Annotated in this window: 21 protein-coding genes and 4 pseudogenes; 14 read left to right on the top strand and 11 right to left on the bottom strand. The window is 65.3% G+C overall.

Going from position 1 to position 25738, the window contains the following annotated elements; translation table 11 throughout:
- Positions 1-293 precede the first annotated feature (293 nt).
- The 8 genes and pseudogenes from ALC15_RS00005 to ALC15_RS00040 all read left to right on the top strand — a co-directional run bounded on the left by ALC15_RS00005 (position 294) and on the right by ALC15_RS00040 (position 10241).
- Positions 294-1427, top strand: a complete 1134-nt coding sequence (locus ALC15_RS00005; protein WP_050625529.1) for a glycosyltransferase — start codon at positions 294-296, stop codon at positions 1425-1427.
- Between the two features lie 7 nt (positions 1428-1434).
- Positions 1435-2937, top strand: a complete 1503-nt coding sequence (locus ALC15_RS00010; RefSeq protein ID WP_050625530.1) for a glycosyltransferase family 39 protein — start codon at positions 1435-1437, stop codon at positions 2935-2937.
- 79 nt (positions 2938-3016) lie between these two features.
- Complete coding sequence (locus tag ALC15_RS00015; protein WP_050625531.1) at positions 3017-3712, top strand: DUF899 family protein; 696 nt, start codon at positions 3017-3019, stop codon at positions 3710-3712.
- Between the two features lie 434 nt (positions 3713-4146).
- Positions 4147-5280: a DUF2778 domain-containing protein gene (locus ALC15_RS00020; protein ID WP_347336261.1), complete on the top strand. Its 1134-nt coding sequence runs from the start codon at positions 4147-4149 to the stop codon at positions 5278-5280.
- 262 nt (positions 5281-5542) lie between these two features.
- Positions 5543-6499, top strand: a complete 957-nt coding sequence (locus ALC15_RS00025) for a GAF domain-containing protein (RefSeq protein WP_050625809.1) — start codon at positions 5543-5545, stop codon at positions 6497-6499.
- A 195-nt stretch (positions 6500-6694) separates the two neighbouring features.
- Positions 6695-8203 (top strand): aldehyde dehydrogenase, encoded by a 1509-nt coding sequence (gene adh / locus ALC15_RS00030; RefSeq protein ID WP_430649127.1) that lies wholly within the window; start codon positions 6695-6697, stop codon positions 8201-8203.
- An 83-nt stretch (positions 8204-8286) separates the two neighbouring features.
- Entirely contained in the window at positions 8287-8637 is a 351-nt protein-coding gene (locus ALC15_RS00035; protein WP_050625533.1) for a DUF779 domain-containing protein, read from the top strand.
- Between the two features lie 108 nt (positions 8638-8745).
- A pseudogene (locus ALC15_RS00040) lies at positions 8746-10241 on the top strand (AMP nucleosidase).
- Between the two features lie 22 nt (positions 10242-10263).
- On the opposite strand, the gene ALC15_RS00045 reads toward ALC15_RS00040, so the two are convergent.
- On the bottom strand, positions 10264-10893 hold the full coding sequence (locus ALC15_RS00045) for a glutathione binding-like protein (RefSeq protein ID WP_050625534.1): 630 nt from the start codon (positions 10891-10893) through the stop codon (positions 10264-10266).
- A gap of 10 nt (positions 10894-10903) precedes the next feature.
- Positions 10904-11497: a cysteine hydrolase family protein gene (locus ALC15_RS00050; protein WP_050625535.1), complete on the bottom strand. Its 594-nt coding sequence runs from the start codon at positions 11495-11497 to the stop codon at positions 10904-10906.
- A 125-nt stretch (positions 11498-11622) separates the two neighbouring features.
- Between ALC15_RS00050 and ALC15_RS00055 the strand changes: the two genes are divergently transcribed.
- Positions 11623-12462 carry a LysR family transcriptional regulator gene (locus tag ALC15_RS00055; RefSeq protein ID WP_050625536.1) on the top strand — a complete coding sequence of 280 codons (840 nt, stop codon included), beginning with the start codon at positions 11623-11625 and terminating at the stop codon, positions 12460-12462.
- Positions 12463-12541: 79 nt separating this feature from the next.
- Here ALC15_RS00055 and ALC15_RS45750 read toward each other — a convergent pair whose 3' ends face one another.
- Complete coding sequence (locus ALC15_RS45750) at positions 12542-12835, bottom strand: hypothetical protein (protein ID WP_244485888.1); 294 nt, start codon at positions 12833-12835, stop codon at positions 12542-12544.
- Positions 12787-13149 carry a TetR/AcrR family transcriptional regulator gene (locus ALC15_RS45755; protein WP_167350122.1) on the bottom strand — a complete coding sequence of 121 codons (363 nt, stop codon included), beginning with the start codon at positions 13147-13149 and terminating at the stop codon, positions 12787-12789. Before ALC15_RS45755 ends, ALC15_RS45750 begins: the two co-directional genes overlap by 49 nt.
- 275 nt (positions 13150-13424) lie before the next feature.
- On the opposite strand from ALC15_RS45755, the gene ALC15_RS00065 reads away from it, so the two are divergent.
- Entirely contained in the window at positions 13425-14255 is an 831-nt protein-coding gene (locus ALC15_RS00065; protein WP_050625537.1) for a DUF3313 domain-containing protein, read from the top strand.
- A gap of 123 nt (positions 14256-14378) precedes the next feature.
- Here ALC15_RS00065 and groL read toward each other — a convergent pair whose 3' ends face one another.
- Positions 14379-16019, bottom strand: a complete 1641-nt coding sequence (gene groL / locus ALC15_RS00070) for a chaperonin GroEL (protein WP_050625538.1) — start codon at positions 16017-16019, stop codon at positions 14379-14381.
- 43 nt (positions 16020-16062) lie between these two features.
- Positions 16063-16377, bottom strand: a complete 315-nt coding sequence (gene groES, locus ALC15_RS00075; RefSeq protein WP_021077770.1) for a co-chaperone GroES — start codon at positions 16375-16377, stop codon at positions 16063-16065.
- A gap of 404 nt (positions 16378-16781) precedes the next feature.
- On the opposite strand from groES, the pseudogene ALC15_RS41240 reads away from it, so the two are divergent.
- Both ALC15_RS41240 and ALC15_RS00080 read left to right on the top strand, forming a co-directional pair.
- Positions 16782-17071 (top strand): annotated as a pseudogene (locus ALC15_RS41240) (usg protein).
- Between the two features lie 110 nt (positions 17072-17181).
- Positions 17182-17748 (top strand): cupin domain-containing protein, encoded by a 567-nt coding sequence (locus tag ALC15_RS00080; RefSeq protein WP_050625539.1) that lies wholly within the window; start codon positions 17182-17184, stop codon positions 17746-17748.
- Positions 17749-17884: 136 nt separating this feature from the next.
- On the opposite strand, the pseudogene ALC15_RS00085 reads toward ALC15_RS00080, so the two are convergent.
- Positions 17885-19134 (bottom strand): annotated as a pseudogene (locus tag ALC15_RS00085) (NupC/NupG family nucleoside CNT transporter).
- Between the two features lie 116 nt (positions 19135-19250).
- Between ALC15_RS00085 and ALC15_RS00090 the strand changes: the two are divergent.
- Entirely contained in the window at positions 19251-20474 is a 1224-nt protein-coding gene (locus tag ALC15_RS00090; RefSeq protein WP_050625540.1) for an MFS transporter, read from the top strand.
- A 432-nt stretch (positions 20475-20906) separates the two neighbouring features.
- Here the strand turns inward: ALC15_RS00090 and ALC15_RS00095 are convergent, their stop codons facing one another.
- The gene (locus ALC15_RS00095; RefSeq protein ID WP_050625541.1) at positions 20907-21668 is read right to left on the bottom strand and encodes an SDR family oxidoreductase; all 762 of its coding nucleotides are present in this window, start codon (positions 21666-21668) and stop codon (positions 20907-20909) included.
- Positions 21669-21690: 22 nt separating this feature from the next.
- Positions 21691-22443: pseudogene (locus tag ALC15_RS45760) on the bottom strand (proteasome-type protease); the annotation flags it as partial.
- 299 nt (positions 22444-22742) lie between these two features.
- On the opposite strand from ALC15_RS45760, the gene ALC15_RS00110 reads away from it, so the two are divergent.
- The gene (locus tag ALC15_RS00110; RefSeq protein ID WP_050625544.1) at positions 22743-24353 is read left to right on the top strand and encodes an ABC transporter substrate-binding protein; all 1611 of its coding nucleotides are present in this window, start codon (positions 22743-22745) and stop codon (positions 24351-24353) included.
- A gap of 15 nt (positions 24354-24368) precedes the next feature.
- On the opposite strand, the gene ALC15_RS00115 is transcribed toward ALC15_RS00110, so the two are convergent.
- The gene (locus ALC15_RS00115) at positions 24369-24794 is read right to left on the bottom strand and encodes a carboxymuconolactone decarboxylase family protein (RefSeq protein WP_050625545.1); all 426 of its coding nucleotides are present in this window, start codon (positions 24792-24794) and stop codon (positions 24369-24371) included.
- 69 nt (positions 24795-24863) lie between these two features.
- Positions 24864-25706 carry an alpha/beta fold hydrolase gene (locus tag ALC15_RS00120; RefSeq protein ID WP_050625546.1) on the bottom strand — a complete coding sequence of 281 codons (843 nt, stop codon included), beginning with the start codon at positions 25704-25706 and terminating at the stop codon, positions 24864-24866.
- Positions 25707-25738 lie beyond the last annotated feature (32 nt).

Consider the following 25738-nt stretch of genomic DNA (forward strand, 5'->3'; position numbering starts at 1 on the left):
CGCGCGGCCCGGTGATCCGGGAAGTCCCGAACAACTAGCGCCCGTTGTGCAGATTGCCCCTTGCGAACCGCATGGGGACTTCCTATCTGGCTCATAACGGCGACGTTGCAGCTTAAGGGCTCCGGCGCTGGGACGACCACGGCAATGTCGGCTGCGCCGGATGTACGCGCGCCCCTTGTTCGTGGTCGTTGGCATTTTCAGGGGTGTTTTGCCCCGTTTTCCCGCTTCCCGAGACCGCGTTTGGGTCGGCCCGCCTTGGCAGCGGGGGAGGCTGCGGCTATACGCTGGCGCTCATGAATGACGCCATCAAGCTCAGCCCCGAAACCGCGTCGCAGGCAGCAGGTCTGCCGCAGCTTTCGGTGGTGGTCCCGACCTTCAACGAACGCGACAATGTCACGGTGCTGTACCGCCGGCTCGACGCGACCCTGAAGGACGTGCCGTGGGAAGTCATCTTCGTCGATGACAATTCGCCCGACGGAACCTGGGACGTGGTGCGCGCGCTGGCGCGGAAGGACTCCCGCGTGCGCTGCATCCGCCGAATCGGCCGGCGCGGCCTGTCCGGCGCCTGCATCGAGGGCATCCTGGCCTCGAGCGCGCCCTTTGCCGCTGTCATGGACGCCGACCTGCAGCATGACGAGAGCCAGCTCCCGAAGATGCTGGGGCTGCTGCAGAGCGGCGAGGCCGAGCTCGTGGTCGGCAGCCGCTACATCGAGGGCTACAAGGCCGACGGCTTCAACAAGCAGCGCGCCGGCGCCAGCGCCTTCGCCACCGAGATCGCGCGCCGCACGCTGAAGGTCGAGGTCGCCGATCCCATGAGCGGCTTCTTCATGATCCGCCGCGACCGTTTCGAGCAGCTCGCGCCGCAGCTCTCGACCCAGGGCTTCAAGATCCTGCTCGACGTGGTGGCCACGGCAGAGGGCAAGCTGCGCACGGTCGAGATTCCCTACACATTCGGTGCCCGCCAGCATGGCGAGAGCAAGCTCGACTCGATGGTCGCGCTGGACTTCCTCGGCCTGGTGCTGGCGAAGCTGACCAACGACCTGATCTCGCTGCGCTTCATCCTGTTCGCAGCGGTCGGCGGGCTCGGCCTGCTGGTGCATCTCACAGTATTGTTCATCGCGCTGGAACTGTTCAAGGCGCCATTCCCGGAGGCCCAGGCCGCCGGCGCGATCGTTGCGATGACCAGCAACTTCATCCTCAACAATTTCCTGACCTATCGCGATCAGCGGTTGAAAGGTTTTGGCATCCTGCGCGGCCTGCTGCTGTTCTATCTGGTCTGCAGCGTCGGCCTGCTGGCCAATGTCGGCGTCGCGTTCTCGGTCTACGATCAGGAACCGATCTGGTGGCTTGCGGGCGCGGCCGGCGCGCTGATGGGCGTGGTGTGGAACTACGCGATGTCCGGGCTGTTCGTCTGGCGCAAGCGATGACGGTGGCATGAACGCAACTGAGGCGCGGCTGGCCCGGAACACCGCCCTTGCGGTGTGCGCGCTGGTCGTGTTGCGGCTGGCCGCCGCCGCATGGACGCCGCTGACCTTCGACGAAGCCTATTACTGGATGTGGTCGAAGTCGCTCGCCGGCGGCTATTACGATCATCCGCCGATGGTGGCGGTGGTGATCCGGCTCGGCACCATGATCGCCGGCGATACGCCGTTTGGCGTGCGCCTCGTCTCGATCCTGCTCGCGCTGCCGATGAGCTGGGCGATCTACCGCGCGGCCGAGATCCTGTTCGGCGGCCGGCGCATCGCCGCTAGCGCGACCATCCTGCTCAACGTCACGCTGATGGCCGCCGTCGGCACGCTGATCGTGACGCCGGATGCGCCGCTGCTGGTTGCGTCCAGCTTCCTGCTGTACGCGCTGGCGAAGGTGCTGGAGAGCGGCCGCGGCGCCTGGTGGCTCGCGGTCGGCGTCAGCGCCGGTGCGGCGCTGCTGTCGAAATACACGGCACTGTTTTTCGGTCCCGCGATCCTGATCTGGCTTTCTGTCGTGCCGAAGCTGCGGCGCTGGTATCTCTCGCCTTGGCTCTATCTCGGCGGTCTGGTTGCGGCCGGCCTGTTTGCGCCGGTCATCCTCTGGAATGCCGATCACCAATGGGTGTCGTTCATCAAGCAGATGGGCCGCGCCCGGATCGAGGATTTCCGGCCGAACTACATCGCCGAGCTGATCCCGACGCAGTTTGCGTTCGCAACGCCGCTGGTTTTCATCCTCGGCGTGATGGGCCTCTATGCGCTGTACCGGCGCCGCGCCGGCGCGATGCCGGCACGGGTGCTGGTCAACACCATGTTCTGGACCATCGTGGTCTACTTCACCTGGCACGCGCTGCATGCGCGGGTCGAGGCCAACTGGTTCGCGCCGGTCTATCCGGCCTTCGCCGTGGCGGCTGCGGTCGCCGCGATCCAGGTGCAGTGGGCGCCGCGCGAGCAGCGCACGATCGATTTCTGCCGCCGCTGGGCCGCGCCCACCGGCGTCGTGCTGTTCGCGCTGCTGATCGTGCAGGCCAATACCGGCATGCTCTCGGGTTACCGCCGCGACGCCACCGTGCGCAGCGTCGGTGTCGGCTGGCAGGAACTCGCTGATGAGATCGAGGCGGCGCGGGTGCGGTCCGGTGCGAGCTGCGTGCTGGCGCCGGACTACGGCACCACCGGCTGGCTGGCCTTCTATCTCCCCAAGGGTACCTGCGTCGCCCAGCAGGGCCAGCGCATTCGCTGGGTCAACATGTCAGAGCCGAGCCCGGCGCAGCTGTCAGGCAAGCTGCTGTATGTGCATGAGGTCGAGCAGGAGATCCCGGCCGCGATGCGCGACAATTTCGCCCGCGTCGAGACAGTGGGCGAGGCCAAACGCATGCGTGGGCCGTTGGTCATCGAGACCTACGCGTTCGATCTGCTTGAGGGCGCAAAGGGCGACGTCCTGGACCGCTCGCCGCCGCCGGAACTGCAATAAGATCGTCGCCGTTGAGTGTCGGATCGTCCGGGTCCGGGTCGTCTTCCAGGGAGCCCGTCAACCACGCGAGGTTCCAACCATGACCAGTTCCGTCCTCAAGCCGGCCGCCGAGCTCGCCAGCACCAACACCAGGCGCTTTCCCAACGAGAGTGCCGAGTATCGCCGGGCGCGCCAGGCGCTGCTTGTCGAAGAGATCGAGCTGCGCCGGCACATCGCGCGCGTCGCCGAGCTGCGCCGTGCCTTGCCGCCGGGCGGCGAGGTGACGAGGACCTATGCATTCACCGGCGAGTCCGGCGCGGCGTCGCTCACCGACCTGTTCGGCAACAAGCAGACCCTCATCATCTACAGCTACATGTTCGGCCCGCAGCGCGAGAAGCCGTGTCCGATGTGCACATCGTTCATGGGCACATGGGAGGAGAAGCTGCCTGATATCGAGCAGCGCGTGTCGCTGGTGTTCGTGGCGCGCTCGCCGATCGCACGGCTGATCGAGGCGAAGCGGGCGCGCGGCTGGACCCGCCACAAGGTCTATTCGGATGCGTCGGGCGATTACACCCGCGACTATGTCAGCAGGGATGACGACGACCTACCCGGCTACAACGTCTTCACGCGCGATGGCGGCACGATCCGGCATTTCTGGGCCGGCGAAATGGGTGCCGGCACGATGGACCCCGGCCAGGACCCGCGTGGTGCGCCGGACCTGGATCCGCTGTGGACTTTGCTCGACACCACGCGCGAGGGGCGCGGCGCGGACTGGTATCCGAAGCTCGCCTATTGAGAGATGGTTTTTGCTCGATCCCCGCGCGATTACGGGGCGATCGGCAAGGAAATTCTCCCTAGGATTCATCCCGGCAGGCGGTGGCGGAGCAGCCTGCGGGATGTCCCATCATGGGACAAAAAAGCCGTTTTGGCGGTCCAATGTCATCTTAAAAAAGCCCTACGCCACAGGCACTTCCCTGCGCTGCAGGGGATGCGCCCAGTTAAGCGGCATTTAACTAAAAGTCGCCTTAATGGCCGTCTGTGCCCCCTGCGCTACGGTTACGCCGAGACATCGTTCGGCAGATCCAGTGTGGGGACAAAGGTGGACCTGTTTTGAGCGTCGGGCGTATGGGTACGAGTGCGAGTGCGTATGTTCTTGGGGCGCCGGTCCGCAAGAAATCCTCCCGAAAGATTCTTCCGCAGCATTTCTTTGGCAGCGCCGCCGTTGCTGCGTTGGTCCTTGGCTGCGCCTGGACCGTCTACGCCAACATCTTCGCGGCGAATGTCTATCCGTCGGTCGGCAATGCGTCGTTCGATGCGCCGGTGGTCAAGCGGCCCGTGGCGGTCGCGACCCGCCCGGCACCCGCGTTCAACGAGGTGTTCGCGTCCGTGACGCCGGCGCCGGTGGCTCCGGCAAAGACCGAGGTCGCGAAGTCGGAAGCCGCGGCGCCTTCGCTTATGTTTAACGATCGGTTTGCAGCCGCCTCGCCCGAGGGCGTCGCGTCCAGCGTCGTGGCCGACGCCGCACCGCAGATCGACCCGATCAAGCAGGCCGCCGCACCCAAGGTCGTTGCGACGGCGAGGGCGGTGGCCACGGCGGAGCTCGCCGAGACAACGAAGCCGCTGCCGGCGCCGAAATCGGTCGAAACCGCCAAGAAGCAAGCCGCCGCCAATCTGCAGGTGGCGCTCAACGATCCCACCGCCAACGTTCAGCCCAAGGCAACCGAGAAGGGCGCTGAAGCGAAGCCGGCCGAGGCCAAGCAGGCCGCGAAATCCGGCGGCGTCCGCGACATGGCCGCGCGCGCCAAGGCCGCGGTGATGTCGATCGCATCGAGCGAGCGGCAGACCATGGTCGAGAAGCTGTGGGGCAAGCGCGAGTCGAGCGGCGGGCTGCTGTCGTTTGCCTCCGCCGATGCCAACGTCACCGGCAGCATTCCGTCGACGCTGGACCAGAACCCGATGCTCGGCGGCTCGCCGCCCTATGACCGCCAGACCGCGGTGTACGACATCTCGGCCAGGACCGTGTATCTGCCCGACGGCACGCGCCTCGAAGCGCATTCGGGTCTCGGCTCGAGGCTCGACGATCCCAGGTCGTCGCATCTGAAGATGGTCGGCGTGACGCCGCCGCACATTTACGAGCTGAAGCCGCGCGAGGCGCTGTTCCACGGCGTGCCGGCGCTGCGGCTCAATCCGATCGGCGGCGAGGGCAAGATCTTCAACCGCGTCGGCCTGCTCGCGCACACCTTCATGCTCGGCCCGAACGGCGATTCCAACGGCTGCGTCTCGTTCAAGGACTATTACGCGTTCCTCGATGCCTACCGCAACAAGGGCATCCGCCGCCTAGCGGTGCTCGCGCGGATCCAGTAAGCGCATTGTCCCGGAGGGACGCCGAGTCCCCGAGCCCCTTTGGACTGCCCCGCCGTCGTGCCGCGGCGCCCGGCGCCGATGTGGCGATTGACCTTGCGCAAAATGCATTGTGGCTAGCGGGATATACTAGCCTTGGTATCGCAATGACGGGGTCGCTTGAAAGGGCTTGGGGCACGTTATAGTCTACCAAATATAGGGGTGCCTGAGCCAACAGCGCCGCGCTCCCGCGGGTTCGCAGAACCTTGGGAGCATGGAGGAAAGCATGAGCCGCTCGACGGATATCGTGCACACGGACAAGGTTCTCGACGTGCTTTCCGGAGGCGGAGCGCCATCCGACTTGTCGGCGTCGTGGCGTCGCTCCGGCCATCTGCATGCACTCGATCCCGCATCCCGTCTGCCGTCTCATCGTCTCAACGAGGTCGAGGTCGCCGCTGCGCAGCAGCGTCTCGGTGAACTGCTGACGGTCGCCCAGGCCACGCTCGACCGGTTGTTTCTTGCCGTCGGCGGGGTGGGGTGTTCCGTGTTGCTCGCGGACCGCGACGGCGTCGTGGTCGACCGACGCGGCGCAGACGCCGATGATGCGACGTTCAACACGTGGGGTCTGTGGACCGGCGCGGTCTGGAGCGAGAAATACGAGGGGACCAACGGCATCGGCACCTGCATCGTCGAAAAGCGGCCGCTGTCGATCGATCGCGAGCAGCACTTCTTCACGCGGAATTCCGGCCTGTTCTGCACCACCGCGCCGATCTTCGACGAGCACGGCGAACTGGCTGCCGCGCTTGACGTCTCCTCCTGCCGCGCCGACCTGACGCGAGGATTCTCCCGGCTGATAGCGACCACGGCGATCGACGCCGCACGTGCGATCGAGGCCGAGAATTTTCGGCGGGCGTTTCCCGACGCCCGAATTCTGCTGACGCCGCAAAGCGAGCGCGCGGTCAACTCGCTGCTGGCGGTCGATCGCGACGACCTCGTGATCGGTGCGACGCGTGCGGCGCGCCGTGCGTTGGGCCTCACCGCGGCATCGCTGGCGCGGCCGCTGCCGGCTGCCGATCTGATCGGCGAGACGCGCGACAATGGCGACCTCGTTGCCGCAGAACGCGCGGTGTTGCAGCGTGCGCTGGCGCGGGCCGGCGGCAACGTATCCAGGGCCGCCAAGGATCTCGACATGTCCCGCGCGACATTGCATCGCAAGCTGAAGCTGCTCGGTCTGCACCGCTAGGTAATCTTGCAAGAGCAGGGTCCGGCCGCCCGGGGCGAGACGCGCCGATGGCGATTTGCGGTGCATCCTGTCTCAGATTTGCGACAGTTCCCGCCTGCACCTGACGCGGGCACCTGTTCTGTTTGCCCGATTTGACCGACCGTTTCGGCCAACGCCGTGTGCATCGGCGTGCCAACGGAGGAACACATGAACAGGATGGACATGCAGTCCGTGCTCAAGGCGCCGTTCGCCAAGCGCTACGGCAATTTCATCGGCGGCGAATGGCGCGAGCCTCGCTCCGGCAAGTATTTCGACAACATCTCGCCGGTGACCGGGTTGCCGGTCTGCGAAGTTCCGCGCTCTGATGCCGCGGATATCGAGGCGGCGCTTGATGCCGCGCATGCGGCCAAGGATGCCTGGGGCAAGACCAGCCCGGCCGAGCGCGCGCTGATCCTCAACAGGATCGCCGACCGGATGGAGGCCAATCTCGACAAGCTCGCGACCGCCGAGACCTGGGACAACGGCAAGCCGATCCGCGAGACGACGGCCGCCGACATTCCGCTGGCGATCGACCACTTCCGCTACTTTGCCGGCGTGGTCCGCGGGCAGGAAGGCTCGCTCTCCGAGATCGACCACGACACGGTGGCCTATCATTTCCACGAGCCGCTCGGCGTGGTCGGCCAGATCATCCCCTGGAATTTCCCGATCCTGATGGCGACCTGGAAGCTGGCGCCCGCGCTTGCTGCCGGAAACTGCGTCGTGCTGAAGCCCGCCGAGCAGACGCCGGCCTCGATCCTGGTCTGGCTCGAACTGGTCGGCGATCTCTTGCCGAAGGGCGTGCTGAACGTCGTCAACGGCTTCGGCCTCGAGGCCGGCAAGCCGCTGGCATCGTCGAACCGGATCGCCAAGATCGCCTTCACCGGCGAGACCACGACGGGCCGGCTGATCATGCAATATGCGTCGCAGAACCTGATCCCGGTGACGCTCGAACTCGGCGGCAAGTCGCCCAACATCTTCTTCAAGGACGTCTGCGCCGAAGACGACGACTTCTTCGACAAGGCGATCGAAGGCTTCGTGATGTTCGCGCTCAACCAGGGCGAGGTTTGCACCTGTCCGAGCCGTGCGCTGATCCAGGAATCGATCTACGACAAGTTCATGGACCGTGCGCTCAAGCGCGTCGAGGCGATCACGCAGGGCAGCCCGCTCGATCCGACCACGATGATCGGCGCGCAGGCGTCCTCCGAGCAGCTCGAGAAGATCCTTTCCTACATCGACATCGGCAAGAAGGAGGGCGCGCAGGTCCTGACCGGCGGCGAGCGCAACAATCTCGGCGGCGGGCTCTCGGGCGGCTACTACGTCAAGCCGACCGTCTTCAAGGGTACCAACAAGATGCGCATCTTCCAGGAGGAGATATTCGGGCCGGTAGTGTCGGTGACCACCTTCAAGGACGACGAGGAAGCGCTGTCGATCGCCAATGACACGCTCTACGGTCTCGGTGCCGGCGTCTGGAGCCGCGATGCCAACCGCTGCTACCGGTTCGGCCGCGCCATCCAGGCCGGCCGGGTCTGGACCAATTGCTATCACGCCTATCCCGCGCATGCGGCGTTCGGCGGCTACAAGCAATCGGGCATCGGCCGCGAGACGCACAAGATGATGCTCGACCACTACCAGCAGACCAAGAACATCCTGGTCAGCTACAGCCCGAAGAAGCTCGGCTTCTTCTGAGGCCATAGCTCACGCGCTGTGGACCGACACGACGACCTCCGGCGGGCCGATGCCCCGCCGGAGCTCCCATCACGGAGGCCGGGATGGCTGACAAGGTAACGGCGACGCCAGCTGCGCTCGAACTGCTTGCCGAGATCGTCGCCGACCATGGGCCGGTGCTGTTTCATCAATCGGGCGGCTGCTGCGACGGCTCGTCGCCGATGTGCTACCCGCAAGGTGAATTCCTGATCGGCATGCACGACGTCAAGCTCGGCGAGATCGGCGGCGCGCCGTTCTACATCAGCGGTTCGCAGTACGAGGTCTGGAAGCATACCGACCTGATCATCGACGTCATTCCTGGCCGCGGCGGGATGTTCTCGCTCGACAACGGGCGCGAACGCAGGTTCCTGACCCGGTCCGAACTCTGCGCGCTGCCGCCGCGCGAGGCCGAATAGGGCGGCCGGGCGCGACCAGCGCCGATCTGGAACTCGAGACTATTGTCGCTATACTGCGGTGATCCCAAGCGAGTCCCGGCTCGGCAACGGATCTGGTGCAAAGCGAACATGTCTCCCACGCCCCTCATCGAAACCCCACCGCCGATAACGACGGAAGCCTTCACCGATGCCGCAGCCGCCGTTGCTCGCCTCGAAGAAATCTACGAGCGCAACACCGGCTTCCTGCGCAATCGCTTCGAGGCCTATGTCAACGGCGCCGTGATCACGACGCGGGTGCGGGCGCACTATCCTTTCGTCCGCATCACGACCTCGTCGCATGCGCGGCTCGATTCGCGGCTGGCCTACGGCTTCGTCGCGGGACCAGGCATCCACGAGACCAGCATCACGCGGCCGGACATCTTCCGGACCTATCTGACCGAGCAGATCGGGCTCTTGATCAAGAACCACGGCGTGGCGGTCGAGATCGGGGAGTCCAGCGAGCCGATTCCGATCCATTTCGCCTACCGGCGCGACATCAACATCGAGGCGGCGCTGACCATCGCCGACAGTTCGGCGTTCACAAGGTCGCTGCGCGACGTGTTCGATACGCCCGATCTCGCGGCAATGGACGACGCGATTGCCGACGGCACGTTCGAACTGACGCCGGGCACGCCGGAGCCGTTGGCGCTGTTCCGCGCCGCGCGGGTCGATTACTCGCTGCGCCGGCTCTATCACTACACCGGCACCGACCCCGAGCATTTCCAGAATTTCGTGATCTTCACCAACTACCAGTTCTATGTCGACGCCTTCGCACAATCGAGCCTGCAGCGCCTCGCGGCGGGCGAGGAAGGCCTCGAGGCGTTCGTCGCGCCCGGCAATCTGATCACGCGCAGCGCGCTGGCAGGCGGCGGCACCATGGGCACCGCATCGGAGCGCGTGCCGCAGATGCCGGCGTTTCATCTCGTCGAGCCCGGCTACCGCGGCATCACGCTGGTCAATATCGGGATCGGCCCGTCGAATGCGCGCAACATCACCGATCACGTCGCGGTGCTGCGGCCGCATGCCTGGCTGATGATCGGGCATTGCGCGGGCCTCCGCAACACGCAGCGGCTCGGCGACTACGTGCTGGCCCATGGCTATGTCCGCGAGGATCACGTACTCGATCACGAGCTGCCGCTGTGGGTGCCGATCCCCGCGCTGGCGGAGATGCAGGTCGCGCTGGAGGAGGCGGTCGGCGAGGTGACCGGGCTCACCGGGTTCGAGCTCAAGCGGCTGATGCGGACCGGCACGGTCGCCAGCGTCGACAATCGCAATTGGGAGATCAGCGGGCCGCAGGTGATCCGGCGGATGTCGCAGTCGCGCTCCATCGCGCTCGACATGGAATCGGCGACGATCGCCGCCAACGGCTACCGCTTCCGCGTGCCCTACGGCACGCTGCTGTGCGTCTCCGACAAGCCGCTGCATGGCGAGATCAAGCTGGCGGGCATGGCGAGCGAGTTCTATCGCCAGCGCGTCGGCCAGCACCTTCAGATCGGCCTGAAGCGCTGGAGCGGCTCAAGCAGCAGGAATCCGAGCGGCTGCATTCGCGCAAGCTGCGCAGCTTCGCCGAGGTCGCGTTCCAGTAGCCCCGGATGACGCGCGCCTCGCTCACGCGGCGAGCGATTTCCACAATTGCGTCTCGATGCCGACCGCGGCCTTGACCTGCGGCCGTGCCTGGATGCGCGCGAGATAGGCCGCCAGCGACGGCCATTGCGCGACGTCGACGCCGGCGGCGCGGAGCAGCAGCAGGGCCCAGGCGAGGTGCGCATCCGCGACCGTGAAGCGGTCGCCGACCAGGAATTCACGGTCCGCCAGATGCGCCGACGGCACCGACAAGGTCTGGCCGATCCTGGCACGCGGCTTGGCAAGCGATGCGTCGTCCTTGTACCAGAAGGTCGGAAACAGAAAGCCCTTGTGGATCTCGGTGCCGATGAAGCTCAGCCATTCCTGCAGGCGGTAGCGATCCGGATCGCCGGGCGGCGGCGTCAGGCCGAGCTCGGGTTTGCGGTCCGCGATGTATTGCAGCACCGCCGCGCTCTCGGTCAGGCGCTCGCCGTTCTCGAGCACCAGCACCGGCACCGCGCCCTTCGGTGCGACCGCGCGGAAGTCGCCATCGTCCTCCAGCAGCTTCTTGGTCCAGAGCTGCACGAGGTGGTAGCGCGCCTCGATTCCGGCCTCCATCAATGCGATGCGGCTGGCGAGCGAGCAGGCCATCGGCGAGAAATAAAGTTCAAGCATGATGGTGATCTCAGGCGAGCGCGTTGCCGCGGGCGATGATTGCGAAGCGGTCGGACAGCTCGGCGAGCGCGACGTCGTGAACGAGCCTTGCTGCAATCGTGCCGCCCTTGCCGTCGGGCAGGTCGCGGGTGGCGCAGCTCTCGGCGTCGATGGTGGTGCGGAAGCCGAGATCGAGCGCGGCACGCGCGGTCGAGCTGACGCACATATGCGTCATGAAGCCGGCCAGCACCAGCTCCTTGCGGCCGGTCGCGGCAAGCTGCGCATTGAGGTCGGTGCCGGCGAAGGCGTTCGGCAACTGCTTCTCGATCACGATCTCGCCGGGCCGCGGCTTGAGCGGTGCGACGATCGCGCCGCGCTCCGCGTCGCGATCGAACAGGCTGCCCGGCGCTCCCTTGTGCGCGATGTGGATGATCTTGGCGCCGCTTTCCCGTGCGCGACCGAGCAATGCGGTGGCGCGGGCGATCGCGGGGCTGGCATCGGGCAGGGCCAGGGGACCCGCGAGATATTCGTTCTGGATGTCGATCAGCACCAGGCAGGCATCGCCGAGGCGCGGCGGGGTGGTATCGATACCGGCAAGCTGCATCAAGGTTTTGGCTGACGACATGGTCCTGGTCTCCACGAGATGGGGTGGCTGAAATATAGCCGCGGAGCGGCCTGCCGATATGCAGGGATATTGCAGCCGGTGGCTGCGTTATTGCAGGCAGGCCAACTCGGATGTAGCCTGCCGCCATGAACTGGGACGACCTTCGCATCATCGCCGCGGTCAGGGACGAGGGCACCTATGCCGGCGCCAGCGCGCGGCTGCGCATCGACGAGACCACGGTCGGCCGCCGCCTGGCGCGGATCGAACGCGCGCTTGGGCTGCGGCTGTTCGAGGCCGCCGACGGCGTCCGCAAGCCGACCCGGCAGTGCGACGTGGTGCTCGCACATGTCCAGGCGATGGCCGCGCATGCCGAGGAGATCGGCCGGGTCGGCGAAAGCCTGCCCGGGCCGGTCGGCCGGCTGCGCATTGCCTCCACCAACGCGATCGCCGAGGAAGTGCTGGCGCCGCGCACCGGCGCATTGCTGCGCGCCAATCCGGGCCTCACGCTGCAATTCCTCACCTCGAGCGACAACGTCAAATTCTCGCGCTGGGAAGCCGACCTCGCGATCCGCCTGCGCAAGCCCGACAAGGGCGACTTTGCGATCTCGAAGCTCGCCGAGGTCAGGCTGTATTTCTTCGAGCCGACCGCGACGACAACGGGAGAGGCGGTGACCTGCGCCTATCCGGACGAGCTCGGAGCAATTCCCGAGATGCAGTTCCTGCGCGCCAGACGGCTTCGCGCGCGCTGCGTCACCGACAATGTCCGTATCATCCACAAGCTGATCCAGTCGCATCACGCGGTCGGCGTGCTACCGGAACATAGCTGTGTGGACCTGCTGACCGACCGCCGTCTGCGCGCCACGCTGCTGCCGAAGCGGCGCGACGTCTGGCTGCTGGTGCAGAACCATCTCAAGCGCGATGCGGCAACGCGCGTCACCATCGACTGGCTGCGCGGCTGCTTTCAGGATGTCGCGCGCAGCGGGTGAGGTGGGGACGGGAAGACGGACTTACCTTGCGTCATTCTCCGGTACGCAATTGCGCACCGGGGAATGACGGGAGGGCCGCTCAGATCGCGGCCTTCAGATTGGCGAATGCGTCCTGGACGAATTTGGTGAGCTGGCGTTTGCCGCCCTGCTCGAGCCAGGCGTCGACCGCAATGCGCAGTGCGCCGCTCGAAGCCATCGCGACCAGGCGAAGGCGGTCGCGGCGATCCTTGGCCGGCCACAATTCGCACAGCATGTCGTAGATGACCTGCTCGCGGTGCAGGTCGTTCCGGTGTCTGCGGGAGCTGAGCACGTCGCTCTCGCGGATCAGGCGTGAGATCGCGACGGTTCGCGCGGTCTGGAAGCGGGCGGACACCTCCAGCAGGGCCTCACGGACGACGTCGATCGGCGCGCGACGGCGGCATGGTCGCGGATCGATGCCCTGAGCGCGTCGTCATAGGTGGCGATATGCGCGAGCAGGATGTCGTCCTTGCTCTTGAAATAATAGAAGAAGGTCCGGCGCGAGATGCCGGCCGCCGCCGCGATCTCATCCAGCGTCGTCGCCTCGAAGCCGTTGGCCAGAAACAGCTCCATGCCGGCATCGGCGATGCGTTGCAGCGTCTGGCGGCGATTGCGCTCGCGCAGGCCTTCCTTTGCAGGCGTCCGGGTTTTCGTCAGTGTATCGGGCATCGGCCGCTTCTCTCACGAACAGGCAATCGGGGCAAAAGCACGTCGCGGCCTCGGGTTCGTCTGGCCGTCGGCGTCAACGCACATGGCAGCGCGGTCGGACATGCGTCTTCCGGTCGCAGCCGGCGGTCGCGCCATAAAACCGCCCAACACGATAATTACACCGAGTGTAATAATTACACCAAGTGTAAGTCCGTGGTGCCTCAATGACAACCTGCTCGCGCGTATGCTGGATCAAACGGATTCCGGCGGCAAACGGATTCGTGAGCGGGCGGAGGATGCAGCTCCGCAGCTGGGCGGCGGCGAGCCTGCTCGGGCTGTTGGTCTCGGGCTGCGCGACGGCCACGCTGGATCAGGCCGGCTCGCTTCGCTCCTACGACAACATGGTGCAATCGGACGGAATGCTGACCCGGTCGCAGCTGCGCGTGAGCAAGGACGAGGTGCTGGCAGCGAAGACGATCCGGATCATCCCCACCGTGTTCTCCGAGAAGACGCCGGCGCCGTTCACGGCCGCGCAGCGCAAGCTCGTCACCAACGCCGCGGACCGCGCCTTGTGTGCGGGCCTGAGCGAACGCTTCTACGTGGTTGCGTCGGAGCCGGCCGACCTGACTGTCCAGGCCGTCATTACCCACGTGGTGCCGACCGACCCGACCGCGGTTGGCGTCTCCAAGGGGGTGTCGGTCGCGAAGACGATTCTGCTGCCCGGCGTGCCGGTGCCGGTTCCGCGCATTCCGGTCGGGCTCGGCAGCCTGTCGCTTGAAGCCGAGGCGCGCGATACGTCCGGACAGCAGAAGGCGGCGATGGTCTGGGGCCGTGCTGCCAATGCGTTCGACACCGGGCGGATGTCGGAGGAGGGCGATGCGTACGGCCTTGCGGCATCATTCGGCGGTGACTTCAGCCAGATGCTGGTCACCGGCGTGACGCCGTTCGGCGGCGTGCCCTCGATGCCCTCGATGCAGCGGCTCGGCTTCCTGCTCGGCGGCGCCCCGAAATATCCGGCATGCGAAGCGTTCGGACGCGCGCCCGGTCTCATCGGCATGGTCGGCGACAGCGCGGGCGTGCCGCCTGACTGGACCGACAAGGGACCGGTCGCGGCGCGCACGGAGTGAGCGGGCACTCGTCACTCCGGGGCTCACGTTTCGCGTGCCTGGGAATGATGACCCCCCCAAAACAAAAACCCCGGCATCGCTGCCGGGGTTTTGCATTTCGTGGATTGCCTTGGGTGGCTGGACTTAGAAGTCCATGCCGCCCATGCCGCCGCCCGGAGGCATCGCGGGGCCGCCGGCGTTCTTCTTCGGCAGCTCGGCAACCATCGCTTCCGTCGTGATCAGCAGCGCGGCAACCGAGGCAGCGTTCTGGATCGCGGTACGGACGACCTTGGTCGGGTCGATGATGCCCTTCTTGACGAGGTCGGCGTAGTCGCCGGTCTGGGAGTCGAAGCCGTAGTTGTAGGCCTTGTTCTCCAGGATCTTGCCGACGATGACCGAGCCGTCTTCACCGGCGTTGATCGCGATCTGGCGAGCCGGAGCCGACAGCGCCTTGCGCACGATCTCGACGCCGGTCTTCTGGTCGTCGTTCTTGGTGCGCAGGCCCTTGAGCTGCTCGGAGGCACGGAGCAGGGCGACGCCGCCGCCCGGGACGATGCCTTCCTCGACAGCCGCGCGGGTCGCGTGCATCGCGTCATCAACGCGATCCTTGCGCTCCTTCACCTCGACTTCGGTCGCGCCGCCGACGCGGATCACCGCGACGCCGCCCGCGAGCTTGGCGAGACGCTCCTGCAGCTTCTCACGGTCGTAGTCCGAGGTGGTCTCCTCGATCTGCGCCTTGATCTGGGCAACGCGGGCGTCGATGTCGGCCTTCTTGCCGGCGCCGTTGACGATCGTGGTGTTTTCCTTGTCGATCATCACCTTCTTGGCGCGACCGAGCATCTGCAGCGTGACGTTCTCGAGCTTGATGCCGAGGTCTTCCGAGATGGCCTGGCCGCCGGTCAGGATCGCGATGTCCTGCAGCATGGCCTTGCGGCGATCGCCGAAGCCCGGAGCCTTGACGGCCGCGACCTTCAGGCCGCCACGCAGGCGGTTGACGACGAGGGTGGCGAGGGCTTCGCCTTCGACGTCTTCAGCGACGATGACCAGCGGCTTGCCGGTCTGCACCACGGCCTCGAGCAGCGGCAGCAGCTCGTTCAGCGAGGAGAGCTTCTTCTCGTTGATCAGGATGTAGGCGTCGTCCATCTCAACGCGCATCTTGTCGGCGTTGGTGACGAAGTAGGGCGAGATGTAGCCGCGGTCGAACTGCATGCCCTCGACGACGTCGAGTTCGGTCTCGAGCGACTTGGCTTCTTCGACCGTGATCACGCCCTCATTGCCGACCTTCTTCATGGCGTCGGCGAGGAACTTGCCGATCTCGGCATCGCCGTTGGCCGAAATGGTGCCGACCTGGGCGATCTCCTCGTTCGAGGTGACCTTCTTCGAGTTCTTCTGGAGGTCCGCAACGACGGCTTCGACTGCGAGGTCGATACCGCGCTTCAGGTCCATCGGGTTCATGCCGGCGGCGACCGACTTGGCGCCTTCCTTCACGATCGCCTGGGCGAGCACGGTCGCCGTGGTAGTGCCGTCGCCGGCCGCGTCAGCGGACTTGGAGGCGACTTCGCGCACCATCTGGGCGCCCATGTTCTCGAACTTGTCCTCGAGCTCGATCTCCTTGGCGACGGTGACGCCGTCCTTGGTGATGCGGGGAGCGCCGAACGACTTCTCGAGCACCACGTTGCGGCCCTTCGGACCGAGCGTGACCTTCACCGCGTTGGCGAGAACGTCGACGCCGCGCAGCATCTTGTCGCGCGCCTCGACGGAGAATTTGACTTCTTTAGCTGCCATCTGAGTTTTTCCTTGAGAGAATTACTGGGAGGGAGGGAGGCGCTTAGGCCGCCTTCTTCTTGGAAGCGGGGACGTCGAGCACGCCCATGATGTCGCTTTCCTTCATGATCAGCAGGTCTTCGCCGTCGATCTTGACCTCGGTGCCCGACCACTTGCCGAACAGGACGCGGTCGCCGACCTTGACGTCGATGGGGATCAGCTTGCCGGCTTCATCGCGGCCGCCTGGGCCAACGGCGATGACTTCGCCCTGCGAGGGCTTTTCCTTGGCACTGTCCGGAATGATGATGCCGCCAGCGGTCTTCTCTTCGGCGTCGATACGCTTAACCACGACGCGGTCGTGAAGCGGACGGAATTTCATGCAGTCCTCCTAAACATTTGCGGATGCTGTAGATTTTTGGAGTTTTAGCAGTCCAATCCAGCGAGTGCCAGACTGGTTGGGCAGGAGATAGGCCAAGCCTTGGCGGCGGGCAAGTGCCTCTAGCAGAAAAATTGGCACTCGTAAGTGTCGGTTGCCAGAAGGATATCGGGATCATTTCGGCATGCTTAATGCCGCTCCCGTAGCTCCTTTTGGGCGCGCCGCAGCTATTAGCAGATGCGGTAAGCTGCTGCCAACGCACGAAATTTCAACAACCTTTTAAACATTTAGGCTTGAGATGGGTTAGTCGCGTGCGTCACATTTCTCTCATGTGAGCGTATCCATTGCCGGTGGTCCGGCGGGGAGGTCGGCCACCACGTGAATGCGCTCCGTCACAGGAGGTTGGCATGGTCTCGCGAGTTGGTGGGGTTGTTTCCGACGATTTCAGGAAGCAATTGCTGGGGTATGGGCTGACGACGGCGCAAATCCTCTATCGGATGCCGGATCACCCCTCGTTGCTGCAAACCTATGTCTGGCAGAACTACGACCTGTTTCCGAAATTTCCGGCGCTGCAGGATTTCCTCGCCTTCTGGCAGCAGAAGCTCGAGGGCCCGCTGTTCTCGGTGACGGTGGCGCATTCCAAGCTGGTCAAGCCGGCCGAGCTGCGCGCGTCGACGGCGTGTTCCGGCTGCATTGATCCGCTGAGGGGCAAGGCAAGGGGGCAAGGCGCGGCGATGCGCCTTTGCCCACCTCGCGCGGCGCGACTTGTGTTAGCCTCCGTCTGCCAGAAAAGACGGGAGGCGAACAATGGCCAAGAAGACGGCATCGAGATCCGCAGCCAAGACCGCGGTGAAGAAGAAATGGTCGGGACTTGGCGGCGGCGCCAAGAAGGCGCCCGCCAAATTGTCCGCGCGCAAGACCATCAAGTCCAAGGGCCGTGTCTCGGCGGCGAAGAAGAGCGCACCGAAAGCGGCAAGCAAGGCGCGGCCCAAGCAGCGCGTCGCCATCAGCCATCACCGCGAGGAGGACTTCAAGGCCGACGGCCTGCGCGCCTACGCCAAGTACCGCGACCTCGGCATATCGGCCGCCTCGCATGGCCTCGCCCAGGCGCATGTGATCCGATTGCAGGGCCCGTGCAATCCGGACGAAGTGTCGAAGCTGCACTTCCACGACGTCGACTTCCAGATGGTCTATGTGCTCAAGGGCTGGGTGAAGACCTACATGGAAGGCGAGGGCGAGACGCTGATGAAGGAAGGCAGCGCCTGGACCCAGCCGCCGCGCATCCGGCACATGATCCTGGACTATTCCGACGACGTCGAGCTGCTCGAGGTGATCCTGCCGGCCGAGTTCAAGACGGTGGAATTGAAGGCGTAGGCCCTGGCATTCCCCGGTGCGCAATTGTGCACCTGAGGGCGCGCGCAGCGCGAGCCCGGAATCCATTTCCCCACGCGTGTTGCGGCCTGATGGATTCCGGGCTCGGCGCTTTGCGCCGCCCCGGAATGACGGAAAGTCACGTCATCGCCCCCACGATCGCGCCCATCAGGCAGGTCGTCAGCGTGCCCGAGACGATCGACTTCAGTCCGAGCGCGTTGATCTCGTCGCGCCGCGTCGGCGCCATGATGCCGAGGCCGCCGATCATGATGCCGAGCTCGCGAAGTTGGCGAAGCCGCACATCGCGTAGAGCATGATCAGGCGCGAGCGCGGATCGAGCGCGTCGGGGCCGAGCTTCGACAAATCGACATAGGCGATCAGCTCATTCAGCACGGTCTTGGTGCCCATCAGGCTGCCGGCCGTGATCGCCTGCGGCCAAGGGAGGCCCATCAGCCAGCACACCGGCGCCATGACATAGCCGAGCAGGCGTTGCAGCGAGATCTTCGCGCCGCCGATTTCCGGCAGCAGGCCGACGATCTTGTTGGCAAGATAGACCAGCGCGACCAGCACCAGCAGCATCGCGATGATGTTCATCAGGAGCTCGAGCCCCGCGGCGGTGCCCTTCACGATCGCGTCCATCGTCGACGAGACCTGGATATCGGGGTCGTCGAGCGATCCGCCGGTGCGTTTATCGGAGGTTTCCGGCACCATGATCAGGCTGACCAGGATGGCGGCCGGCGCGCCGAGCACCGAGGCGATGACGAAATGAGCGGCGGCGTCGGGGATCAGCGGCGCAAGCAAGGTCGCGTACAGCACCAGCACGGTGCCGGCAATCCCGGCCATGCCGCCGGTCATCACCAGAAACAATTCGCTGCGGCTGAGCTGCGCCAGATAGGGGCGGATGAACAGCGGCGCCTCCACCATGCCGAGGAAGATGTTGGCCGCAGTCGAGAGCCCGACCGCGCCGCCGACGCCAAGCGTACGCTCGAGCAGCCAGGCCATGCCGCGCACGATGGGCGGCAGCACGCGCCAATAGAACAGCAGCGTCGTCAGCACGCTCATGACCAGCACGATCGGCAGCGCCTGGAAGGCGAGGATGAAATCGGAGCCGGGCGCCTTCGGATCGAACGGCGCCGGGCCGCCGCCGACGTAACCGAACACGAAAGCGGTGCCGGCCCGCGTCGCAGCGGCGATGGTGCCGACGGCATCGTTGATCACGCCGAAGGCCTGCGTCACGAGCGGCACCTTGATCAGCACCAGCGCGGTCGCGATGGTGACCGCGAGCCCGATCGCCGCCTGCCGCAGCGACACCATGCTGCGATTTTCGCTCAACACCCAGGCGATCACGAGCAACGCCACCACGCCGAACGCCGATTGCAACTGCAGCATCACGCCCCCAAGAACTCTCAGGCGATTATGGGTGGGGGCCCCGCGCAGCGCAATGCTGTTGCGCGTTCGCGTCCTCTCCATTGACAAGTTGCAGGCGCTCGGCCACGCAATCACCCATGTCCTCCGTCACCTCGGTCGGCGCCCGCGACCTGCTCGGCCACAGACCGTTCCTGTTCTTCCTGTCGTCGCGCAGCCTGTCGCGCTTCTCCAGCCAGATCGGCGCGGTGGCGATCGGCTGGCAGATCTATGACCTGACCGGCAGCGCCTTCGACCTCGGCATGGTCGGGCTGGTCCAGTTCCTGCCGACGGCGCTATTGGTGTTCGTCGCAGGCCACGCTGCCGACCGCTTCGAGCGCAAGCGCGTGGTGCAGGCCTGCCAGGTCGCGGAGGCGCTGACCGCATTGTTTCTCGCAGGAAGCACGTTTGCCGGCACCATCTCCGAGATCCAGATCTTCATTGCGACCTTCGTGCTCGGCATCGCCGGCGCGTTCGAGAGCCCGGCGACCGCTGCGCTGTTGCCGCTGATCGCCCCGCAAGGTTCGCTGCAGCGGGCGACTGCGATCTCGAGCGGCGCAGCGCAGGTCGCGACCATCACCGGCCCCGCGCTCGGCGGCTTTGCCTACGCGCTGATGCCGAGCGCGCCCTACGGCATCATGATGGTGTTCTGGCTGTTCGGCGCGCTCTTGACCGGCGGCATCGGCCGGCTGCAGCGGGCGGCGGCGAAGAACGGCGAGGTGTCGGATGATCTGTTTGCCGGCGTCACTTTCGTGCGCAGTAATCCGGCGATCCTCGGCACCATCTCGCTCGATCTGTTCGCGGTGCTGTTCGGCGGCGTCACTGCGCTGCTGCCGATCTATGCGCGCGACATCCTGCAGACCGGCCCGCTCGGCCTCGGCATCTTGCGCGCGGCGCCCGCGGTCGGCGCGCTGTTGATGACGATGGTGCTAGCGCGGCACACCATCAACCGCCGCGTGGGATTACGCATGTTCCAGGCGGTGATCGTGTTCGGCGTGGCGACGGTGGTGTTCGCGTTGTCGCACTGGATGTGGCTGTCGGCGCTGGCGCTCGCGGTGCTCGGCGCGGCCGATACGATCAGTGTCGTGATCCGCTTCTCGCTGGTGCAGCTCGCGACCCCCGACGAGATGCGCGGCCGGGTCGGCGCGGTCAATTTCCTGTTCATCAACGCCTCGAACCAGCTCGGCCAGTTCGAGAGCGGCGTCACCGCGGCGCTGCTCGGCGCCGTACCGTCAGCCGTGCTCGGCGGCGTCGCCACCGTCGCCGTCGCGTTGCTCTGGATGAAGCTGTTCCCGACGCTGCGGGATGTCGAGAAGCTGGAGTAGGGCGGGTTCTACCCACCGTCATTGCAAGGAGCGAAGCGACGAAGCAATCCATTTTTCCCCGTGGGATTGGATGGATTGCTTCGCTTCGCTCGCAATGACGGTGATGAAAGCTCTGGATCTCCACCTCGCCCCGCTTGCGGGGAGAGGTCGGATCGCATGGAGCGAAGCAGAATGCGATCCGGGCGAGGGGGACTCTCCGCGAGCTGTCCTCTCACCGTCTCCGGTGGAGATTCGGCTGCGATTTTCGGAATAATAGAAATATAAGGCTGATTTGCCCGACGTGTCAAGTCGTCCGATCGGACGCCGGCAGCCGCCGGCACTTTGCATGGGGTTGTTTTCGATATTTTGACCGTGCCCCTGCAGCGCGATGGCCGGGACAAGCCCGGCCATGCGATCGTGATAGCCCTGCCGCACGCGGGCAGCTGGGGAAGATCAGCCCCGTCCCACGAACGGCATCTTGGTCGCCATGACTGTCATGAACAGCACGTTGGCATCGAGCGGCAGGCCGGCCATGTAGGCGACGGCATCGCCGACCGCCTTCGCATCCATGCGCGGCTCGTGCTTGGTGGTGCCGTCCGGCTGCAGCACGCCGGGGCCGTTGACCATGCGATCGGTCATCGGGGTCGCGGCGTTGCCGATATCGACCTGGCCGACCGCGATGTCATACATCCGGCCGTCGAGGTTGGAGGCTTTTGTCAGGCCGGTGATGGCGTGCTTGGTCGAGGTGTAGGCCGCCGAGAACGGCCGCGGCGCATGCGCCGAGATCGAGCCGTTGTTGATGATGCGGCCGCCGCGCGGGGTCTGGTCCTTCATGATGCGGAAGGCGTGCTGGGTGCACAGGAACGGCGCGGTGAGGTTGGTGTTGACCACGGCCTGCCACTGCTCGAGCGGCAGATCCTCGAAATTGACCGGCGGCGCGCCCATGCCGGCGTTGTTGAACAGCACGTCGAGCCGGCCATAGGTCGCCTTCACCTTGTCGAACAGCGCGGCGATCGCGGCGGGGTTGGCCATGTCGGCCGAGACGCACAGGCTCTTGCCGGCGGGGCCGAGCTTGGCGGTCTCCTCCAGCATCTCCATGCGGCGGCCGGCGAGCACCACGGTGTAGCCCTTGTCCATCAAGGCGAGCGATGCGGCGCGGCCGACGCCGGTGCCGGCGCCGGTCACGAGTGCGATCTTGCGGGTTGCCTCGGTCATCTCTCAGTTCCCTCTTACTTGGTTTTGCTTCGGTTTCGTTCTTGTAGGGCGGGCGTGGAATGTTCTGGTGCGCCGCGCGCAGCGCCGCCGACCAGCGCGAGCGCAGATCGTGGAAATAGGGCTCGCCGGCCTCGATGCGGTGGTTGAGGTCTGCCTCGCAGACGTCGGTGCGCACCACCAGCACGTCGATCGGCAGGCCGACGCCGAGGTTGGAGCGCATCGTCGAATCCATCGAGATCAGGCCGGTCTTGAGCGCCTCATAGAGCTCGACGTCGTAGTGCATGGCGCGATCGAGCACCGGCTTGCCGTATTTGTGCTCGCCGATCTGCAAATAGGGCGTGTCCGTGGTGCATTCGATGAAGTTGCCCGCGGTGTAGACCATGAACAGGCGCATCCGCGAGCCCTTGATCTGACCGCCGAACAGGAACGACACGTCGAACGAGATATCCTCCGAACGCAGCGCCTCGCCCTCGGTGGCGTGCACTGAGCGGATGGCGCGGCCGATCCGCTGCGCCGCCTGGAACATGGTCGGCGCATTCATCAGCGTCTCGAGCTCGCCGGTGTGCGGGTCTTCCATACCCTCGGTCAGGGTCGACAGCACCGACTGGCTGATCGCGAGATTGCCGGCGCTGGCGATCGCCATGATGCGCTCGCCGGGCTTCTCGAAGATGTGCAGCTTGCGGAAGGTCGAGACGTTGTCGAGGCCGGCATTGGTGCGGGTGTCGGCGATCATGACGAGGCCGTCGCGCACCAGAATTCCGCAGCAATAGGTCATTTCCAGTCCTCAAACGGTCCGAGGTTCTCGGCGGAGAAACGTGTAGCCAATTTCGAGGTCGCATCCAACCCCAATTCCCCGTGACGGGACACTGCGGTGGCCGGTCGAAACGGCGGGTCGGATCGCCGAGACGACCCGCATGGGCCTGTTCCTGCCGCCCACTTTTCGGAGTTTGGGCGGTCTCGCTCTGCGCTGCGCGCAGCCGGCAATGATCCGGGTTCGCTGTCATTGCGAGGCACCGGGCATTGTGATCGACTGCCTGCAATCGACAAAAACAACAAGAATTCCGGGAGGCGAGAATGTCGTTGAGATTGGCCGCGTGCATCATGGCGTTGGGCGTCGCTGCAATCGCTGCGGGCCCTGCATCGGCGCAGAAGAAGGGCGGCACGCTGCGGCTCTATCACAATGACAACCCGCCCTCGACCTCGCTGCTCGAGGAATCCACCATCGCCTCGGTGATGCCGTTCGCGGCGGTCTTCAACAACCTCGTGGTGTTCGATCCGGCCAAGGTGCATGAAAGCATCGACACCGTGATCCCCGATCTCGCCGAGAGCTGGTCGTGGGATTCCACCAACACGAAGCTCACTTTCAAGCTGCATCACGGCGTGAAATGGCATGACGGCCAGCCGTTCACCGCCAAGGACGTGCAATGCACCTGGCGGATGCTGATCGGCAAGAGCGAGACCCAGGACTCCAAGGCCACGGACTTCAAGCGCAATCCGCGCAAGGTCTGGTACTCCAAACTGAAGGACGTCAGCGTCAATGGCGACGATGAGGCGACCTTCGAGCTGACCGAGCCGCAGCCCGGCCTCCTGGCGCTGCTCGCCAGCGCCTTCTCGGTGGTCTATCCCTGCCACGTGCCGCAGCAGGTGATGCGCACCAAACCGATCGGCACCGGCCCGTTCAAATTCGTCGAGTTCGGGCGCGGCGATTCGATCCGTCTCGTCCGCAACCCCGACTATTTCAAGAAGGACCGGCCGTATCTCGACGAGATCACGGTGCGCTCGATCGACAGCCGCGCCACCCGCATGCTGGCGTTTGCGACCGGCGACTATGACATCACGTTTCCGTCCGACGTCAGCATTCCCCTGATGAAGGACGTCAAGGCGCGCGCGCCGAATGCGATCTGCGAGATGACGTCGACCAACCTGCAGATCAATCTCCTGGTCAACCGCGTCAATCCGCCGTTCGACAATCCGGAGATCCGCAAGGCGATGTCGCTGGCGCTCGATCGCAAGGCCTTCAACTCGATCCTGTTCGAAGGTACCGGGCGGCTCGGCGGCGCGATGCAGGCCAAGCCCGAGGGCGAATGGGGCATGCCGCCGGAGATGTTGTCGACGCTGATGGGCTATGGCCCCGATACCGAGAAGAACCTCGCCGACGCGCAGGCGATCATGCAGAAACTCGGCTACAGCGACGCCAAGCCGCTGTCGATCAAGATCCAGACCCGCAACCTTCCGACCTATCGCGACCCGGCAGTGATCCTCGCCGACCAGCTCAAGAAGATCTACATCGTGGCCGAACTCGATATCCTCGACACGCCGCGCTGGTACTCGCGGTTGCAGCGCAAGGATTACACCATCGGCCTCAATGTCACCGGCGTCAGCGTCGACGATCCCGACGGCAATCTTGTCGAGAACTACTCCTGCAATTCGGAGCGCAACTACACCCAGTATTGCAACGCCGAGGTCGATAAATTGCTCGCCGCGCAGTCGCGCGAGGTCGACAAGGACAAGCGCCGCAAGATCGTGTTCGACATCGAGCGCCTGCTGGTCGACGACGCCGCGCGGCCGGTCATCCTGCACTCATCGGCCGGCAATTGCTGGCAGCCTTACGTGAAGAACTTTCATCCGCACGACAACAGCCAGTACAACAATCTGCGGTTCGAAGACGTTTGGCTGGACAAGTGACGCAGTGCTGGGCCGTTACGGCTCCTGGCTTCGTCCGGCCGGTGCACCGACAAGGAACGCTTCATCCACCGGCACGCCGAGCGCGGTGACCAGCCGGTTGGTCTCGGCCGCCATGCCGACGATCGCCAGCATTTCCTGATACTCGGCGTCGGTCATGCCCTTGGCGCGGGCGGCTGCGGTGTGCGAATGGATGCAGTAGCTGCAACCATGGGCCACCGAGACCGCGACGTAGAGCATTTCCTTGACCTTCGGATCCAGCGCGCCCGGCGCCATCACCTCCTTGATGCTTTCCCAGGTCCGCCGCAGGGTCTTCGGATCATGCGCGAGCGCGCGCCAGAAATTGTTGATGAAGTCCGACTTCCGCGTCGAACGGATGTCCTCGAAGACGGCGCGCGCCTCGGCCGAGAGTTCGTCGTCGGAAAGCAGTTTTACGGTCGCCATGGCTTCTCTCATTTCATCAGATTGCGCGACGATCATAGCAGAAGGCGGCCGGCGCTGCTGCGTCCGCGGTCAGGCGTCGAGAAAATCAAACAACGCGGCGTTGAACAACGCAGGATCCTGCAGGAACGCGAAATGGCTGGCATTGGGCAGGATGAGCAGGCCGGCGCCGGGAATGGTCGCGGCTATGTACTCGGTATGCTCGCGCCTGATGCCCTCGTCGTATTGGCCGTCCGCGATCAGCACCGGCGCGCGGATCGTGCGCAGCTGGTCGTCGGTCCAGTTCGGCTGGCTGTCCCACATCTTCTCGATCTGTTGCAGGAACTGGTCATATTCGCCCGGCGTCGGCGACAGGCGCTCATACTCGGTCTTCGCCCGCGCGATGAACTGCGCGAAGGTCGGGTTCTTGTCGATGTCGGGCTTGAGGCCCGATGTCTGGGTGTTGGCGCCGAACGCGAATACCCGGCTCACCCGATCGGGATGGCGCATTGCCATATCGAGGCCGATGATGGCGCCGTCGCTCCAGCCGACGATCGCCGCGCGCGGAATCTTCAGAAGATCGAGCAACGCCACGACGTCGTCGGTCATCAAATCGTATCCGAACGGCTGCGCATTGCGGCTGCTGCGGCCATGGCCGCGGCTGTCGACGCAGATCACGCGGTGCTTCCGCGCGACCTCCGGCACCTGCAGGCCGAAGTAATCGGAATTGGACAGCCCGCCGTGCAGAAACACCACCGGGCTGCCTTCGCCGGTCTCGACATGGAACAGACTGATGCCGTTGACCTCGGCGTGCGCGCTGCGCCCTGCGATCGGCGCCGGTGTTGCCGGCAGCGTCTGCCAGCGCTCGAGCGCGTCGGCACCCGGGATGCGCGCCAGGCCGAACAGGGCGGTTGCGAGAAAGAGACGTCGGTCCATGATGACACCCGCGCCAGGAGACGCGCCCCGGA

Origin of the sequence: Bradyrhizobium viridifuturi (genome assembly GCF_001238275.1) — a bacterium.
GTDB lineage: Bacteria > Pseudomonadota > Alphaproteobacteria > Rhizobiales > Xanthobacteraceae > Bradyrhizobium > Bradyrhizobium viridifuturi.